Source organism: Variovorax sp. Sphag1AA (assembly GCF_014192575.1).
GTDB lineage: Bacteria > Pseudomonadota > Gammaproteobacteria > Burkholderiales > Burkholderiaceae_C > Variovorax.
Map to the genome: position 1 here is coordinate 938,687 of NZ_JACHYC010000001.1, position 15,418 is coordinate 954,104.

At 63.4% G+C, this 15,418-nt stretch carries 18 protein-coding genes and 1 tRNA gene; 9 read left to right on the forward strand and 10 right to left on the reverse strand.

The window, feature by feature from the left end; genetic code table 11:
* Positions 1-23: 23 nt before the first annotated feature.
* On the forward strand, positions 24-1,361 hold the full coding sequence (locus FHW64_RS04570; RefSeq protein ID WP_184523471.1) for a cytosine permease: 1,338 nt from the start codon (positions 24-26) through the stop codon (positions 1,359-1,361).
* On the opposite strand, the gene thiD is transcribed toward FHW64_RS04570, so the two are convergent.
* The gene (thiD, locus tag FHW64_RS04575) at positions 1,306-2,151 is read right to left on the reverse strand and encodes a bifunctional hydroxymethylpyrimidine kinase/phosphomethylpyrimidine kinase (protein WP_184523473.1); all 846 of its coding nucleotides are present in this window, start codon (positions 2,149-2,151) and stop codon (positions 1,306-1,308) included. The genes FHW64_RS04570 and thiD overlap by 56 nt on opposite strands.
* Positions 2,152-2,195: 44 nt before the next feature.
* Here thiD and FHW64_RS04580 point away from each other — a divergent pair, with 44 nt between their 5' ends.
* From FHW64_RS04580 to FHW64_RS34305, 6 genes are all read left to right on the forward strand, one after another.
* A complete protein-coding gene (locus FHW64_RS04580) occupies positions 2,196-3,311 on the forward strand; it encodes an FAD-dependent oxidoreductase (protein WP_184523475.1) in 1,116 nt (371 codons plus the stop codon).
* Positions 3,308-3,505 carry a sulfur carrier protein ThiS gene (thiS, locus tag FHW64_RS04585; protein ID WP_184523477.1) on the forward strand — a complete coding sequence of 66 codons (198 nt, stop codon included), beginning with the start codon at positions 3,308-3,310 and terminating at the stop codon, positions 3,503-3,505. Before FHW64_RS04580 ends, thiS begins: the two co-directional genes overlap by 4 nt.
* 8 nt (positions 3,506-3,513) lie before the next feature.
* Positions 3,514-4,332, forward strand: a complete 819-nt coding sequence (locus FHW64_RS04590; RefSeq protein WP_184523479.1) for a thiazole synthase — start codon at positions 3,514-3,516, stop codon at positions 4,330-4,332.
* A gap of 14 nt (positions 4,333-4,346) precedes the next feature.
* Positions 4,347-5,276, forward strand: coding sequence for a thiamine phosphate synthase (locus FHW64_RS04595; protein WP_184524257.1), 930 nt, complete (start codon positions 4,347-4,349; stop codon positions 5,274-5,276).
* A 65-nt stretch (positions 5,277-5,341) separates the two neighbouring features.
* Positions 5,342-5,417: transfer RNA gene (locus FHW64_RS04600), tRNA-Asn, on the forward strand.
* Positions 5,418-5,441: 24 nt separating this feature from the next.
* On the forward strand, positions 5,442-5,759 hold the full coding sequence (locus FHW64_RS34305) for a DUF3606 domain-containing protein (RefSeq protein ID WP_260303637.1): 318 nt from the start codon (positions 5,442-5,444) through the stop codon (positions 5,757-5,759).
* Between the two features lie 29 nt (positions 5,760-5,788).
* Here FHW64_RS34305 and FHW64_RS04610 read toward each other — a convergent pair whose 3' ends face one another.
* From FHW64_RS04610 to FHW64_RS04625, 4 genes are all read right to left on the reverse strand, one after another.
* Positions 5,789-6,136: a DUF1090 family protein gene (locus FHW64_RS04610; protein WP_184523481.1), complete on the reverse strand. Its 348-nt coding sequence runs from the start codon at positions 6,134-6,136 to the stop codon at positions 5,789-5,791.
* A gap of 62 nt (positions 6,137-6,198) precedes the next feature.
* Positions 6,199-7,191: a hypothetical protein gene (locus FHW64_RS04615; RefSeq protein ID WP_184523483.1), complete on the reverse strand. Its 993-nt coding sequence runs from the start codon at positions 7,189-7,191 to the stop codon at positions 6,199-6,201.
* A gap of 280 nt (positions 7,192-7,471) precedes the next feature.
* Positions 7,472-8,455: a LysR family transcriptional regulator gene (locus FHW64_RS04620; protein ID WP_184523485.1), complete on the reverse strand. Its 984-nt coding sequence runs from the start codon at positions 8,453-8,455 to the stop codon at positions 7,472-7,474.
* A gap of 76 nt (positions 8,456-8,531) precedes the next feature.
* Positions 8,532-8,918, reverse strand: a complete 387-nt coding sequence (locus FHW64_RS04625) for an FHA domain-containing protein (RefSeq protein WP_184523487.1) — start codon at positions 8,916-8,918, stop codon at positions 8,532-8,534.
* A 125-nt stretch (positions 8,919-9,043) separates the two neighbouring features.
* Here FHW64_RS04625 and FHW64_RS04630 point away from each other — a divergent pair, with 125 nt between their 5' ends.
* Entirely contained in the window at positions 9,044-9,247 is a 204-nt protein-coding gene (locus FHW64_RS04630; protein ID WP_184523489.1) for a hypothetical protein, read from the forward strand.
* A 16-nt stretch (positions 9,248-9,263) separates the two neighbouring features.
* Here FHW64_RS04630 and FHW64_RS04635 read toward each other — a convergent pair whose 3' ends face one another.
* The 5 genes from FHW64_RS04635 to FHW64_RS04655 all read right to left on the reverse strand — a co-directional run bounded on the left by FHW64_RS04635 (position 9,264) and on the right by FHW64_RS04655 (position 14,108).
* Positions 9,264-9,590 (reverse strand): hypothetical protein, encoded by a 327-nt coding sequence (locus FHW64_RS04635; protein ID WP_184523491.1) that lies wholly within the window; start codon positions 9,588-9,590, stop codon positions 9,264-9,266.
* 142 nt (positions 9,591-9,732) lie between these two features.
* Positions 9,733-11,220 (reverse strand): DegQ family serine endoprotease, encoded by a 1,488-nt coding sequence (locus tag FHW64_RS04640; protein ID WP_184523493.1) that lies wholly within the window; start codon positions 11,218-11,220, stop codon positions 9,733-9,735.
* Between the two features lie 102 nt (positions 11,221-11,322).
* Positions 11,323-12,645 (reverse strand): ATP-binding protein, encoded by a 1,323-nt coding sequence (locus FHW64_RS04645; protein WP_184523495.1) that lies wholly within the window; start codon positions 12,643-12,645, stop codon positions 11,323-11,325.
* Between the two features lie 7 nt (positions 12,646-12,652).
* Entirely contained in the window at positions 12,653-13,312 is a 660-nt protein-coding gene (locus tag FHW64_RS04650) for a response regulator (protein WP_184523497.1), read from the reverse strand.
* Positions 13,313-13,337: 25 nt separating this feature from the next.
* Positions 13,338-14,108: an IclR family transcriptional regulator C-terminal domain-containing protein gene (locus FHW64_RS04655; RefSeq protein ID WP_184524261.1), complete on the reverse strand. Its 771-nt coding sequence runs from the start codon at positions 14,106-14,108 to the stop codon at positions 13,338-13,340.
* Positions 14,109-14,233: 125 nt separating this feature from the next.
* Here FHW64_RS04655 and pobA point away from each other — a divergent pair, with 125 nt between their 5' ends.
* Positions 14,234-15,415, forward strand: a complete 1,182-nt coding sequence (gene pobA, locus FHW64_RS04660) for a 4-hydroxybenzoate 3-monooxygenase (RefSeq protein WP_184523499.1) — start codon at positions 14,234-14,236, stop codon at positions 15,413-15,415.
* The last annotated feature ends 3 nt before the right edge of the window (positions 15,416-15,418 follow it).

A 15,418-nucleotide genomic window follows, 5' to 3' on the forward strand; every position in this document is an offset into this window, starting at 1 on the left:
ACAATTTGCACTGGAGCAAATGGATGGCAAATACAAACAACACCGAGGCGCCCTTCGGCGCCAATGAAGCGCTCACGCCGCTTCGCGAAGCCGGGCGCGTTTTCCGGTGGCATGACCATATGGCGCTGTGGTTCAGCCTCGGCGTCGGCCTGCTGGTCATGCAGATCGGCGCGTTCCTCGTCCCGGCCGTCGGCACGCGCGACGCGGCGGTCGCCATCGTGCTGGGCTCGTGCATCGGCGCGGGCCTGCTGGCCTGGACGGCCCGTATCGGTTGCGAAAGCGGCCTTGCGAGCGCAGGGCTCATGCATGCCACCTACGGCAGCGCGTTTGCCCGGCTCCCGGTGATCCTGAACATCGTCCAGTTGATCGGCTGGACCACCTTCGAAATCGTGATCATGCGCGAGGGCACGCAGGCCATCGGCAAGCAGGCGTTCGGCTGGTCGCTGGACGGCAGTATGGGCACGGTGATCACCACGCTGATCTGGGGCGCAGTCCTGCTCGCGCTGCTCGCCGGCTCGATGGTGAAGCTGGTGCGGCGCTTTGTCAGCCGGTTCGGGTTGCCGCTCGTGATCCTGTCGCTGGCATGGCTGAGCTGGCAGTTCGCCGCGCGCCTTCATGCGAAGGGCCTCGACGCTTTCTGGTCGCGCCCGGGCGACGGAAGCATGGGCATGTTCGGCGCGCTGGATCTGGTGATCGCCATGCCGGTCTCCTGGCTGCCACTCGTGGCCGACTACGCCCGCCACGGAAAGCGCAGCAGAGGCGGGCTCGGTGGCGCATTCAGCGGCACCTGGCTCGGTTACGCGGTGGCAAACGTCTGGTGCTACGCGCTCGGCGTGATGGTCGTCAGCGTGGCAGAGCCCGGTACCGACATGCTCGCCGCATTGCTGCTGGCTCAGGGCGGTCTGGTGGCACTGGGGCTGATCCTGGTCGATGAGCTCGACAACGCCTACGGCGACGTCTATTCAGGCTCGGTTTCTTCGCACAGCCTGCTTCCACAATGGAGCATTCGACGCTGGGGGCTGGTGCTCGCGGCGATGTGCATCGCCCTGGCGCTGGTGCTGCCCATGCACTCGCTGGAGCCGTTCCTTCTGCTCCTGAGTTCGGTCTTCGTGCCGCTCTACGGTGTGATCCTCGGACGGCTGGGCGTCGGCGTGAGCGTTGACGCGATCGACGCGCGGCGCGTGGACATCGCGGCCGCCGCGATCTGGATCGGCGGCATCGTGATCTATCACTCGTGCGCCGCGTGGGCGCCTCAGTGGGGCTCCGCGCTGCCGACGCTCGCAGTCACCTTCGTGTTGGCCTGGATTACGCGCCCGGCACCGGCAGGCGGAACGTCGGCACTGGCGCAAACCCGTGGTTGAGCGGGCCATGTCCGCTTCCGACTTTCACGTCCGCACCAGCCGCCATGGCGGCAACGACGTAGTTGCGCGCGCGTTCGACAGCCTGCGCGAGGTCGTACCCAAGCGCGAGGTGCGACGCGATGGCGGACGACAGCGTGCAGCCGGTTCCATGCAAATTGCGGCTCACGATGCGCGTCGATGCCAGCTGCAGCCGATCTCCATTGGATTGCGCGAGCAAGTCGACGACGTCGTCGCCAGGCAGATGTCCGCCCTTGAGAAGAACGGCGCTGGCGCCCAGCGCGAGCAACTCGCTGGCTGCATCGTCCAGCGCGTCGACGCCGTCGATCGCATGGCCGATCAGCAATGCGGCCTCATCGAGATTGGGCGTGACGACGACCGCGCGTGGAAACAGTTCGCGCACCAGCACCTGCACCGTTTCCGCCGCGATGAGCCGGTCGCCGCTCGTGGCAACCATCACCGGATCGAGAACCACATTGGGCAGCTTGTAGTGGTCGATGGCCCAGGCAACGACTTCGACGACTTCAGGCGCATGCAGCATGCCGAGCTTGACCGCATCCACGCCGATGTCCTCGACGACGGACTGGATCTGCGCCTTGAGGAATTCGGGCGGAACGCCATGGATGCCGGACACGCCCAGCGTGTTCTGCGCGGTCAGCGCCGTAATCGCCGTCATGCCATAGCAGCCGAGCGCGGCAAAGGTCTTCAGGTCCGCCTGAATGCCGGCGCCGCCGCCGCTGTCGGAGCCTGCGATCGAGAGCACGCGGGCGTAGCGGGAGAATGCATGAGTCATGACGAAAATTATCGGCCACACCGTACGTGCCGCGTGAGGGGTCGATGACGAGCCCTGTCGAATTTCCTTTCCGCCACGTGGCGATCCTTGGCGCTGGCCTGATGGGGCGTCTGCTTGCGGTGACGCTTGCGCAGTCCGGCTGCAAGGTGGATGTCTACGAAGCTGGCGGCCCTGAAGCGAATGGTGCGGCGGCGCGCGTGGCTGCCGCGATGCTGGCACCCTTGGCGGAGTCCGCCGTGGCACCACCATCCGTGGTCCGCATGGGGCACTACGCGCTGTCTCGCTGGCCCGCGCTGATCGCTTCGCTCGACAAGCCCGTCTTCTTTCAGCGCGAAGGCACGCTGGTCTTGTGGCATCGACAGGACGCCTCCGAGGCAGCCCGGCTCGCACGCGTCTTGGCGGGAACGGGTGATGCTGTCCCCGAACTGCCGGCCATGCAGAAGCTGGATGCGACTGCCATCGACGCGCTGGAGCCGTCGCTCGGACGGCGGTTCGCGCAGGGACTGCTCCTGCCCGACGAAGGCCAGCTCGACAACCGCGAGTTGCTTGCAGCGCTCCTCGCCACATTGCAGGCCATGCCGAATGTGCGGCTGCATTGGGACTCGCCCTGCACGCTCGATACGTTCAGACCGGGCGAATCCGGGCAACCCGATCGCGTCATCGACTGCCGCGGCCTCGGCGCGCACCCTGAATGGAACGCCCTGCGCGGTGTGCGCGGAGAAGTGATCCGCGTGCACGCGCCAGAGGTCACGCTGCGGCGGCCCACACGCCTGGTGCATCCGCGTTATCCGCTCTACATCGCGCCCAAGCCCGAGAGCCTCTTCGTGATCGGCGCGACCGAGATCGAATCGGACGATATGTCGCCCGCGAGCGTGCGTTCGACACTCGAACTGCTGAGTGCTGCCTATGCGGTGCACAGCGGTTTCGCGGAAGCACGAATCATCGAGATCGCAACGCAGTGCCGCCCCACCCTGCCCGACAACCTGCCCGCGATTCGGCAGCCCAGGCCCGGCATCATGCAGATCAATGGCCTCTACAGACATGGCTTCATGATTGCCCCCGCAGTGCTCGACGTGGCGGTGGAATTGCTCGCGACCGGGCAGTCCTCGCTCGCGAGTCGGTTCGACTTGGCTTCCAGCCTGGAAGAAGTCCACTCATGAATATCCTGATCAACGACGTCCCCCACACGCTGCCGCCGGAAGCGAAGCTTGCCGACGCGCTGCGCCTCATCAACGCCACGCCGCCTTTCGCTGCGGCGGTGAATCGCCAATTCGTGCCGCGTTCAAGCTACGAATCGCACGAGTTGCAAACCGACGACCGCATCGAGGTGATCCGCCCCGTCACGGGCGGCTGAGAAGAGCCATGACACATTCATCCGACAACGATTCGCTCGTTCTCTACGGGCAGACCTTCCAGAGCCGCCTCTTGCTGGGCACGGCGCGCTATCCCTCACCTGACGTGCTCGAAGCGGCGGTTCGCCGAGCGAAGCCCGCGATGCTGACCGCCTCGCTACGCCGGCAGACCGCGACCCGCAACGGGTCGGGCAGCGACAACGGCTTCTGGGATTTGATCAAGCGCCTCGATGTCCCGATGCTTCCCAACACCGCGGGCTGTCACAGCGTGGAGGAAGTGATCGCCACGGCGCAGATGGCACGCGAGCTTTTCGAGACGCCGTGGATCAAGCTCGAGTTGATCGGCGATGACTACACCTTGCAGCCGGACACGCTCAACCTCGTCGACGCCGCGTCGCAGTTGATCCGGGACGGCTTCCAGGTCCTGCCCTACTGCACCGAGGACCTCGTGCTGTGCCAGCGGCTGGTCGACGTCGGATGCCAGGCGGTGATGCCCTGGGCTGCACCGATCGGCACGGGACGTGGGCCCGTCAATCCATACGCGCTGCAAGTGCTGCGCGAGCGCCTCAACGTTCCGCTGCTGGTCGATGCCGGACTGGGGCTGCCCTCGCATGCATGCCAGGTCATGGAATGGGGATACGACGGCGTGCTCCTCAATACTGCGGTTGCACTCGCTCAGGAGCCTGTTGCCATGGCGGGCGCGTTCGCGGATGCCGTGCAGGCTGGACGCACCGCCTACCGCGCCGGCGCCATGGCTGCTCAGGACTCCGCGCAACCGAGCACGCCGGTGCTGGGCACGCCGTTCTGGCATCACGCTTCCACACAATGAAGACATCGAACACGATGACCGAACTCAACACACCCGAGGCAATTGCGCGATCCATCGTGCAGGCTCACGCCTCGCGCTTCGGCGAGCCTGGCGGCGAAGTCGTCTCCTACTCGTCGGATGACGCGATCTACCGTGGCGCCAAGCAGGCGTGCAGTGCACTCGGGTTCATCGAAGTCGATGCCGAGTGTCTCGCTCGCGCGTGGCAGGCGCAGACGAAACGCATCGGCGCATTCGACCCACGCGCATGGCCTGAGCATCCGGCCGACTTCTCCATGCGATCGTTTCCCCCTGGAGATCGAGAAGACGCATTCCCATCCTGCCCCGAGAAGCTCGGCCTCTACGCAGTGCTGCCCGACGCGCAATGGGTCGGGCGCATGGCACGCGCCGGTGTTCCCACCGTCCAACTGCGTTTCAAGTCGAGCGATGCCGACGCAATTGCGCGTGAAGTGAATGCGGCGGTTCAGGCCGTCAAGGGCACCGGCAGCCTTCTCTTCATCAACGACCACTGGCGTGCGGCCATTGAAGCGCGAGCGTACGGCTTGCACCTCGGGCAAGAAGACCTCGATGCGCTGACGCCTGAGGCGCTGAAGACCATTCGCGACTCCGGTATTCGCCTCGGCGTGAGCACGCACGGCTACGCCGAGATGGTCCGCGCGGACGCGGTGACCCCGAGCTACATCGCGATGGGCGCGATCTATCCCACCACGCTCAAACAGATGGCAACCGCACCGCAAGGCGTCGCGCGACTCGCTGCCTATGCGCGTCTGATGCGCGGCTATCCGCAAGTGGGCATTGGTGGTGTCGATGCAGCGCGCATGCCTGAAGTGCTGGCCACCGGCGTGGGCTCGGTTGCGGTGGTTCGCGCGCTGGTGGCCGACCAAAATCCCGAAGCAGCAGCGGTTAAACTCATGACCCTTGTCGCTGACTCAGTAACCGCACGATAAAAACTTCGAAGATTTTTTCGCGCGATCGGGAAGGCCAAAAAAAGACGCTATAATCTAAGTCTTGTTCCTCGATAGCTCAGTCGGTAGAGCGCCGGACTGTTAATCCGTAGGTCCCTGGTTCGAGCCCAGGTCGAGGAGCCAACTACAAGCCGCAAGGCCTCTGGAATGCCCCGCTATTCAAAAGATGGCGGGGCATTTTCTTTTTGCCTTCGGCCATCAATGCATCTCGATGCATCAGCGCTTGAAGTCGCCGCCTTCCCCTCCTATAAGTCTTGTCTGTGGATTGGTGAAGGAGCAGACATGTCCATCGATATGAGCCACTTCAAGCCCCTTGATCCCGGACGGATCAATACGCTGGATCCTGTCGAGTTGCAGTACTGGTGCCGGGAACTTCATTGCACCGAAGCCCAATTGAATGACGCCATCAGCCAGGTCGGAGATCACGTGACCGCAGTGCGCGATCGACTGTCTTCCAAAAAATGACGCTGCGGCAATGCCAGCCGCAGAACGGACTATTTTTGCTTCTTCTCGGAAACGATCCGCTGCAGTTCCTCTTCTGCGTTAGCGAGATCGAGCCTCAGCTGCATGACCACGTTTTTCTGGCGCATGACGCGGGCCTCGTGCGTATCTCTGGACGCGATTTCGTCGCAACGCGCACGCAGCGCGTCCAGTGACTCCTGCAGCTGCCGCCGACGCAACATCTGTCCTCTGGAGCGCGCATCCCTAATGTTCTTTTCGAGGGCTGCCTGCTGGGCATAGCAATCGGCTTCCGTCTTTTCCGAAGTTGCGGACTGTGCGTTCGCCTGCAACGAGACGAGGACGCCCACCGCCAGAGAAACGAGGCAGAGATGCAGTTTCATGGGTTGGTTCGGGTCATTGGATGCGACATGTTGCACCAAGTCCCCGCTTCGAGGGAAGGGACTCAACCTGCCGTGGCAGACATTCCGCGGCGATAGGGCTGAGGTGTGACATACGCTCCCAGAAAGCCGACGACCCGGTCCGCAGTGACTCGGCCGATTCCCCTGAATGAAGCAACGTCACCGCGAGAAGCCGCAGCCCTCAAGGCACCGAGCGTGTGGATTCCGCACGCGCCGAGTGAATCGACGGACGCGCCGAGCCAGGGACGCAATTCTCCAATTGGCGTTTCCGGTGCCGTGGGAACCGACAGTTCCTTCGTCGCCACGAGACCATGTCGCCAGAGTTCGATCGGCGCAGCCGAACCAGCGAATGGACGGTCCGTCAGCATCAAGAGATCGTAGATTTCGCGCGCCTCGCGCTTCCCGTAGCTCTCGCACAGCACGAGCAGCGAAAGGCGGCGCAATTGCCCCACCACCTCATGCCCGTTGGCCAAGGCTCTGCTCAAGGTGGACGGTCGAAGCCCCAGGGCCGACACCGACGCCGAATCTTCAAGATTGCGCAAGGCGAGTGCGCGGGCCTCGTAGGGAAGAGCGAGCACCGCCTTGCTCTGCTCGCGCGCACGCTCTTCCGTGTTCGGGTTCGGAAGGAAATCCAGTCCGACGCGCGCCAGGATCTCGCGCAAGCGCCCCACTGTCTTGGCCCCGATGGCCTCTTCCTGCAGCAATTCCTGCTCGCTGATCGCAGAGAGATCTTCGATGCAGAAGATGCTCAGCTCCCTCAAAGCCTCGCGCGCACTTGCGCGTACGGATATCTCGTCGATCGGCGTTTCCGGCTTCAACTGAACCGGCGTATCCAGCCGCTGCGGCCCCTTCGGCCGCCAGTTGAACATGGGGAACGCGAATGGCGAATCGACAGGAATCAGGTGCTCTCGCAACGCGACGGCGTGTTGGCGCTTCGCTTCGACAATGGCTGCACGCAATGCGCCAAGGCACGCCAGCAACTCGCCGTCGGGCAGTTGCGCCAGATCGTCAACAGATCGGATGGTTCGATGGGACATGGAGACCTCTACTGAATCGTCTACACGCAATTGCCGTCAAGGCGCATGCGCGACGCCCCCCTTGCTTCAGGGAGTGCGCGGACAGCGTTCTCAGCGCTGGGTGACAGTAGTTGTCCTCGGAGGCTGAACTGAAGAGGCCGCTCTAACGGCTCGACTCCTGCCCTGATACTCAACACGGAAGTCCAACTGCATGTTTCTTCTCTCGCTTGCCGCCACGCTGCGGCGATAGCTGAGTATTGGGAGTCGTTCATCCGTTGTCCATAGCGCCAAAGAATGATCGCTATGCACGAACTGAATTTTCTCTACCCGTGCTCCTTGCGGTGAAGGACTGTTCCTGGTTGGGTTCGAGGCTCTTCATGACCTGCTCACGAAACCACATATGAGCGGCATGTCGATGCGTCCGGTCGTGCCATGACAGATAGACATCGACCGGCGGTACCTCGATCGGCATCTGGATTTCGATCAGATCGCTATGCGATCGAAAGCGCGTGAACAGCAGCTCGGGGAGGATCGCCACCATGTCCGAGTTGCCAACGAGTTGGGGTGCAGTCAGATAGTTCGGCGTGACATAGCGTTGGTTGCGCCGAACGTCGTACTTCTCGAGTGCAACATCGACGAATTCTCCGAAGCAGTTCACCGTATTCGGCATGATCACGAGGTGCTCCAGTGCCGCGAATTCTTCGATGCTGAGCTGCTTGTCGGCTGCCCGATGACCGGCCCTTGCTGCGCAGACGATCCTGTCTTTGAGCAGCGGGCGATGACGCAGATCGCGAAGGGTCGACGGCAAGATGCCGATGGCGAAGTCCACCTCTCCGGATTCGAGCACCTTGGTGAACTGGGATGGATGGACCGGGTGCCGAACCGAAACGCCAATCCCCGGAAACTCGGCACCGAGGTGCCGCAACAGGCGCTCCATGAAGATGCATTCGATGTAGTCCGAAACCACCATCCGGAATTCATACTTCGCAGCCCTGGGATCGAAAGCCACTGCATTGCCAAGCAGCCGATCCATTTCCTGAAGGATTCGATCGGCGAATTCGCGGAGCTGGACAGCCTTGGCGGTCGGAATGAGCCCGCTTCCGCCTTTCACCAGAATCGGGTCATTGGTGACTGCGCGCAATTGGCTCATTGCGCGACTCATTGCGGGTTGACTGATTGATACCGCGTCAGCGGCGCGCGAAACATGCGAATGGTCGACCAGCGCGACCAGGCACTTCAAGAGGTGGAAGTTCAGCTCGCCAGTGTCATTGCGCTTTTGTTGCATGTGCCCTCTTTGGCTTCGGCGCGGAATTCGCCAGCCAAAAGTATCACATCGGGCACCGAACCCTACCCCAGGTGCATCAAGACTCAGGCTTGACGCCGAGCTTCACGAGATCGATTTCGTCCAATCGGCCCGGAATGGTGACGAGCCGAAGCGCTTGTGCTTCGCCGATCGGGCCACTGTTTCCGAGAAACCGGATCTGGTAGCTGCCGATCTTGATTTCATCGCCGTTCTGCAAGGCGACCGATTCCCGACGCTCGCCGTTGACGTAGGTGCCGTTATGGCTATGCAGGTCGCGAATCGTCATTGCGGCACCGACCATCTCGAAGACCGCGTGCGACCGGCTGACCAGCTGGTTGTCCAGCACAAGGTCGCTTGCATCCGACCGTCCAATCACGAATGGCGTGGTCGTGACGGTGACCTGTCTCGCTGATCCGTTTTTCTGCAGCACGATGAGCCTGGGCATTTCAAATCCTTTTTGCTGATGCTTGCCTCGCACCATTCCTCCGACCTTCCGGAGTATGCCGCCTGGCGGATAGGTGCCCCATTAGAGAGATTCCCGACACGGACGGGCTCGACTAATTTCGGTGCATGCATCAGATCGCCACGCTGGCAACCAGATTTCGGATCGCGTTTTCGTCGCCGTTCGTGCATCGGTCGCGAGCAGCGGACTGCGGGCACGTTCCCTATCCGTTGATCGTCCTGCGCGGCGTCTCACAAAGAGAAACCATCCGTTCGCGCGCCGCCAAGGTGATTGCGGTAACCGCGATCGATTTCGGGATCGGTATTCGCTAGGACCCGATCTCTCAAATCACAGCGCCGAGTGGTCGGTAGTGCTGAACATGCAGGAATCGGGGCCTTCAGGCAAGGTCATCGGATCTCCCGCCGACCCACTGCTCTCCCCAAAACCAACCGGATTGACCGGCTTCCCGAACGGTGCAAGCCCCTGAAGAACACGAAGGGCCGAAGCGCCCTGGATCAGGGCCTCCGAATAGTCAGGCAACCCTTGAGTCGAGGAATCGATGGGGCGATAGCCCAGGCATTCCTCGGATTCGGCCTGCACCGGCTCCATCAGGACCCAATGAAATTCATTGGGTTCCAGCTCGAGGACGGTGAGCGCAATATCGCGAAGTGCCATAGGGAAATCTCTTATTCAGTTGTTTCAAGAATTGTTACAGCTGCAAGAAAGTTCGACCAAGGCACTTTTGCACATTGAGGCAAAAGCAGGTCCGCGAACCGGAACAAAGTCTCAAAGGACTCCGGCTCGCGGACCGCGGCGATCAACCCAGGCGGACCGGCACGAAGATCTTGTCGCCGTCGCGCTGGATGAGCAAAGCCACCGACTTGTCGGACTTCGCCACCACTTCGCGCACTTGCTCGATGTTCTTCGCCGGGGTGCCGTTGATTGCAAGCAGCACGTCGCCGGTCTGGACACCTGCTATCGCAGCGGGACCGCCCACATTCACGATCAGCAGGCCACCGTCGACCGACGCTTCGCGCGCCTCTTCAGGCTGGAGCGGACGCAGTGCAAGACCCAGCTTGCCCTGGGACGCACCGTCTTCGTTCTTGGCGACGGTAGCGGTCTTCTCGGCGGCGTCGCCCAGTTTCGCGGTGAGTTCCTCACGCGAGCCTTGGCGCCACACTTCGAGCGTGACCTTGCTGCCCGGCTTCTTCTGGCCGATCAGGGCCGGAAGATCGCCCGAAGCCACGATCGGATCGCCGTCGACCTTTCGGATCACGTCGCCCGAGCGCAGACCGGCCTGGTCCGCGGGACTGCCCTTTTCCACGTTCGACACGAGCGCACCTTCAGGCTTGTCGAGCTTGAACGAGTCGGCGAAGGTCTGATTGACCTCTTGCACCGCGACGCCGAGGCGTGCGTGGCTCGCCTTGCCAGTGGCGACGATCTGGTCCTTGATCTGGATCGCGACATCGATCGGAATCGCGAACGAGACGCCCTGATAACCGCCGCTACGGCTGTAGATCTGCGAATTGATGCCGACCACTTCGCCGCGCGTGTTGATCAGCGGACCGCCGGAGTTGCCGGGGTTCACTGCCACGTCGGTCTGGATGAACGGAACGTAGCTGTCGTCCGGGAGCGTGCGGCCCTTGGCGCTGACCACGCCAGCGGTCACGGTGTTTTCGAAGCCAAAGGGCGAGCCGATCGCAAGCACCCATTCGCCCACCTTCAGATCCTTGGTCTTGCCCATCGACAGCGTCGGCAGGTTCTTCGCTTCGATCTTGATGACTGCAACGTCCGTCTTCGGATCGGAGCCCAGAACCTTGGCGCGGTATTCACGGCGGTCTGTCAGCTTGACCGTCACTTCCGTCGCGTCCTTCACGACGTGCGCATTGGTCAGGATGATGCCGTCCGGGCTGACGATGAAACCGGAGCCCTGGCCGCGTACCGGCACTTCGCGTTGCTGCTGTTGCTTGCCCCGAGGCGCGCCCTGCCCCTGGAAGCGACGGAAGAAGTCGTACATCGGATCATCCGGGTCCATACCCGGGATGCCTTGCGGGCCTTCGGCTGCGGCGGTCTTGGTCGTTCCGACGACGCTGATGTTGACCACCGCAGGGCCGGTCTGCGCCGTAACGGTGGAGAAATCAGGCATGGAAACCAGCGGTGCGGACACCGCGGTCGCGGCTGCAGCCGGCTGGGCGGACGCGACAGCGTTCGCGCTGGTGTACGCACCCGTGGCAGCTGCACCGATCACGCCGGCGGCCGCCAGCGAAAGGACGAGCGCGCGGGGCGAAGTCAGACTTTTCTTCATTTGAGATCCTTTCGAGGGTTTGGAAATCGACGAAAGGAATGTCGTGGCCGCCGCTTAAGCCCGACTTAAACGCGCGCTCTCGCGATATACCGCAACAACGCTTCAGACAGATGGTGGGAAGCGCACCACCGCACGCAGCCCGCCAAGCGACTCCGAGCGCTCCAGTCTCACCGTCGCACCATGCAGGTCGGTAATCGATTTCACGATGGCCAGCCCGAGTCCACTTCCAGGCGCCTGCGGTTCGCCGGATCGATAGAAGCGATCCAGCACCCGCTCGCGCTCAACCGCCGCGATGCCAGGACCGTTGTCGTCCACGCTCAGTTCCACGGCGTCGGGGAGCGCAGCGATGTTCACATCCACTCGCCCACCCTCCGGCGTGTACTTGATCGCGTTGTCGAGCAGATTGCGAAGCAGCATCCGAAGCGCTTCTGTCTGGCCTGCCACCTTGGCCGGATCGGCACGCACGATGCCGACGTCGATCCGCCGGGCCTGTGCTGCCGCAATCGCGTCGGAGATGGCGAGGCGCGCGACCTCGGCCAAGTCGACAACCTCGCGTTCAGCGCCCGACGCGGCGCTCGCTTCATGGCGCGCGAGGGCAAGCATCTGTTCGACGAGCCGGGTCGCGCGATCGATGCCCGCAGCGAGCCGAGCCACGGCAAGCTCGCGCGTGGGCTCGTCCGGCGCCCTCTGCAATCCCTGCACCTGGAGCTTCAGTGCAGCGAGCGGCGAGCGCAGCTCATGGGCAGCATCGGCAACGAAATGCTTCTGCGCCTCGAAGGCCTTCTGTACGCGGGCAAACAGGAGGTTGAGTTCGTGGACCAGCGGCCGGACTTCCTCAGGGAGATCGCCTTCGCTCAACGGCGAGAGGTCGTCCGCCTGCCGCTCCGCGACCTGCCGCCGAACCCGCGCCACGGGTGCGAGCGAAAAGCTGACCACCCACCAGACCACCAGCATGAGCAGTGGCGCGGCCAGCGCAATCGGCCCGACAGTGCGCAACGCGAGCGACCCGGCCATCCGGCGACGCGCGGCCATGTCCTGCGCCACCTGGATCACCAGCGGTCCCGCCTGCATCGAAAACACCCGGTAGGTCGTGGTGCGCGCTTGGACATTCGAGAAGCCCAGCACGGCGCGCTGCGGCAGCGCGGCATGCGATGCGGACTGGAAGATGAGAAGTCCGTCAGCCGTCCAGACCTGAACGATGAACTCGAAGTTCTCCTCCCCCGCTCCAAGGTTGCCGAGGCCGCCCACCGTTGCGCTTGGCGGCAACCCTGCGCGCAGCGAGAGTGCCATCTGCTGCATGTGATGGTCGAAGATGTCGTCGGCTTCCTGCAGCACAGTTCGGTAAGCCACGAATGCCTGGATGCCGGCTGCCACCAGGATCGCGGCCAGGAGGAACCACAGCAGGCGCGCACGCAGGGATTTCATCGGCTGGTCATTCCTTCGGGACCATGTAGCCGACGCCGCGCACGTTGCGAATCAGGTCCGCGCCGAGCTTCTTGCGCAGCCCGTGGACGTAGACCTCCACGGCATTGCTGCTGATTTCGTCTTTCCAGCTGTAGAGCTTTTCCTCGAGCTGCGCGCGAGACAGCACCATTCCCGGCCGAGCGATCAGCGGCTCCAGCACGGCCCATTCGCGCGCGGACAGCGACACTGGCTGCCCACGCACCGAGACTTCGCGCGTGGTCGGATTGACCGTGACGCCCATGTGCTCGTAGACCGGTTCGGCCCGACCGGATGCACGACGCAGCAAGGCACGGATGCGGGCGAGGAGTTCGTCGAGGTCGTAGGGCTTGAGCACGTAGTCGTCCGCGCCTGCATCGAGCCCTTCGATGCGCTGCTGGACGGAATCACGGGCGGTGGCGATCAGCACGGGCATTCGCTGCTTGCGGGCCCGCAGCGCGCGCAATACGTCAAGCCCGTCTCGGCGCGGCACGCCCAGGTCGAGCAATACAAGGTCGTACTGCTGGGAGCGCAGCGCGCTGTCGGCCATCTCGCCGTCCTTGACCCAGTCGACGGCGTACTGCTCGGCCCGCAGGAGGTCGAGCACCGTCTCGCCAATCATCACATCGTCTTCAAGCAGCAGGAGTCGCATGGCTCATCGGTCCTTCCGGCCGCAACTATAGAAGCGCCCTCGCCTCCCGCGCTGCCTCGAACAGCAGCGGGAGCATGTCGCGTCGCAGCACTTCTTCCTTGTGCTGACCACCCGAAAGCACAACGTTGAGCGCGGCGACGGTGTGCCCCTGCATGTCGCGCAGCGGCACAGCCAGCGCCTGAACGCCGAGCTCGTGCTCTTCGCTGGCGAAGCAGAAGTCGTCCTTGCGAGCCTGGGCGATCCGTTGCCGGAGCTCGCTCGTCTTCGTGATCGTGTGGGGTGTCAGGCGCGGCAGCGTGCGTCCTTTCAGCCATTGCGAAAGCTCGGCATTGCTCAGGCCAGCAAGCAAGACCCGCCCTGTCGACGTGGCATGGGCCGGAAGCCGGGCGCCCAGGTGCAATCCATACGCCAGCACACGCGTCGGCGCACCGTAACTGCCGCTGCGAGCGACGATGACCACCTCTTCGCCGTCGAGCACCACGGCCGAAAACGATTCCTGTGTCTGCGCTGCAAGACGGTTGAGCGTGGGCTGCAGCGCGCGCGGCAGCCGCGAAGACGCGAGATAGCTGCCTGAAAAGCGCAGCACCTTGGGCGCCATCCAGAAGTAGCTACCGTCAGTCTCCAGATAGCCAAGATGCGCCAGCGTCAGCAGATGTCGCCGCGCTGCGGCGCGCGTCAGGCCGGCGCGCTCCGCAGCCAGCGTTGCGTTGAGCCGCTGGCGTTCGGTGTCGAAGCTCTCGAGCACAGCCATTCCCTTGGCGATGCCTTCAATGAAGTCAGGTTTTGCAATGGTCATCTTGGCCGAAAGAGTTGCGCGATCATCGCGCATGCGGCCTCATGATCGCACAGAGCCTGAACGTCCGCCGAGACAGCACCCCGCCGTCCGCTCTACGCTCCGGGGATCGTCATCTGGAGACAACCATGCGAACACAAGTGGCCATCATCGGCGCCGGACCAGCAGGACTGCTGCTCGGTCAACTGCTGCACAAGGCAGGCATCGACAACATCATCGTGGAGCGGCAGACCGCCGACTACGTGCTCGGCCGCATTCGCGCCGGCGTCCTCGAGCAGGTCTCGATGGACTTGCTCAAGCGGGCTGGTGTCGATTCCCGCGCCATCGAAGAGGGATTGCCGCACGAGGGCATCGAGCTGCTCTTCAAGGGCGCTCGCCACCGCATCGACATGCACAAACTCACAGGCGGTAAGCAAGTGACCGTCTACGGCCAGACCGAAGTCACACGTGATCTCATGGCCGCGCGGGAGGCTGAAGGTCTCACGACGATCTACAGCGCCGCTTCGGTCAGCCTGCACGATTTCGACACCAGCAAGCCCCGTGTCCGCTACGAGAAGGACGGCGCCACACACGAGATCGAGTGCGATTTCATCGCCGGCTGCGACGGCTATCACGGGGTAAGCCGCGCGAGCGTGCCGCCGCAATCGATTCACACGTACGAAAAGGTCTACCCGTTCGGCTGGCTCGGCGTGCTCGCGGACGTGCCGCCTGTTTCCCACGAACTGATCTACGCCAATACCTCGCGCGGCTTTGCCTTGTGCAGCATGCGCAGCGCCACGCGCAGCCGTTACTACGTGCAGGTCCCGACCGAAGAGCGGGTCGAGAACTGGAGCGACGACGCGTTCTGGAACGAACTTCGCCTCCGGCTGGACCCCGAAGCGCGCGAGCGCCTCGTGACCGGCCCTTCGCTCGAAAAGAGCATCGCGCCGCTGCGCAGCTTCGTGGCCGAACCCATGCGCTTCGGCAGTCTCTTCCTGGCAGGCGACGCGGCGCACATCGTGCCGCCGACCGGCGCCAAGGGGCTGAATCTCGCGACGGCAGACGTCGGCTACCTCTCGCGCGCGTTCGAGATCTTCTATGCCGAAAAGTCGGCCTCGGCGCTCGATCGCTACTCCGACCTGTGCCTGCGCCGAGTCTGGAAGGCCGAACGCTTCTCGTGGTGGTTCACCTCGCTGATGCACCGCTTCCCCGAGACGGGTGAGTTCGGGCAGAAGATCCAGGAAGCCGAACTCGACTACCTGGTTCACTCCACGGCAGCCTCGACGTCGCTCGCTGAAAACTACGTCGGTCTGCCGCTGGAAGACTTCTGAGGA

Excerpts from the sequence above, each read along its gene's own strand:
- FHW64_RS04590 (WP_184523479.1), top strand. The coding sequence starts at position 3,514 with ATGACACATTCATCCGACAACGATTCGCTCGTTCTCTACGGGCAGACC.
- FHW64_RS04635 (WP_184523491.1), bottom strand. The coding sequence starts at position 9,590 with ATGGCACTTCGCGATATTGCGCTCACCGTCCTCGAGCTGGAACCCAAT.
- FHW64_RS04640 (WP_184523493.1), bottom strand. The coding sequence starts at position 11,220 with ATGAAGAAAAGTCTGACTTCGCCCCGCGCGCTCGTCCTTTCGCTGGCG.
- thiS (WP_184523477.1), top strand. The coding sequence starts at position 3,308 with ATGAATATCCTGATCAACGACGTCCCCCACACGCTGCCGCCGGAAGCG.
- FHW64_RS04595 (WP_184524257.1), top strand. The coding sequence starts at position 4,347 with ATGACCGAACTCAACACACCCGAGGCAATTGCGCGATCCATCGTGCAG.
- pobA (WP_184523499.1), top strand. The coding sequence starts at position 14,234 with ATGCGAACACAAGTGGCCATCATCGGCGCCGGACCAGCAGGACTGCTG.
- FHW64_RS04620 (WP_184523485.1), bottom strand. The coding sequence starts at position 8,455 with ATGCAACAAAAGCGCAATGACACTGGCGAGCTGAACTTCCACCTCTTG.
- FHW64_RS04655 (WP_184524261.1), bottom strand. The coding sequence starts at position 14,108 with ATGACCATTGCAAAACCTGACTTCATTGAAGGCATCGCCAAGGGAATG.
- FHW64_RS04645 (WP_184523495.1), bottom strand. The coding sequence starts at position 12,645 with ATGAAATCCCTGCGTGCGCGCCTGCTGTGGTTCCTCCTGGCCGCGATC.
- FHW64_RS04580 (WP_184523475.1), top strand. The coding sequence starts at position 2,196 with ATGACGAGCCCTGTCGAATTTCCTTTCCGCCACGTGGCGATCCTTGGC.
- thiD (WP_184523473.1), bottom strand. The coding sequence starts at position 2,151 with ATGACTCATGCATTCTCCCGCTACGCCCGCGTGCTCTCGATCGCAGGC.
- FHW64_RS04570 (WP_184523471.1), top strand. The coding sequence starts at position 24 with ATGGCAAATACAAACAACACCGAGGCGCCCTTCGGCGCCAATGAAGCG.
- FHW64_RS34305 (WP_260303637.1), top strand. The coding sequence starts at position 5,442 with ATGCCCCGCTATTCAAAAGATGGCGGGGCATTTTCTTTTTGCCTTCGG.
- FHW64_RS04650 (WP_184523497.1), bottom strand. The coding sequence starts at position 13,312 with ATGCGACTCCTGCTGCTTGAAGACGATGTGATGATTGGCGAGACGGTG.
- FHW64_RS04625 (WP_184523487.1), bottom strand. The coding sequence starts at position 8,918 with ATGCCCAGGCTCATCGTGCTGCAGAAAAACGGATCAGCGAGACAGGTC.
- FHW64_RS04610 (WP_184523481.1), bottom strand. The coding sequence starts at position 6,136 with ATGAAACTGCATCTCTGCCTCGTTTCTCTGGCGGTGGGCGTCCTCGTC.
- FHW64_RS04630 (WP_184523489.1), top strand. The coding sequence starts at position 9,044 with ATGCATCAGATCGCCACGCTGGCAACCAGATTTCGGATCGCGTTTTCG.
- FHW64_RS04615 (WP_184523483.1), bottom strand. The coding sequence starts at position 7,191 with ATGTCCCATCGAACCATCCGATCTGTTGACGATCTGGCGCAACTGCCC.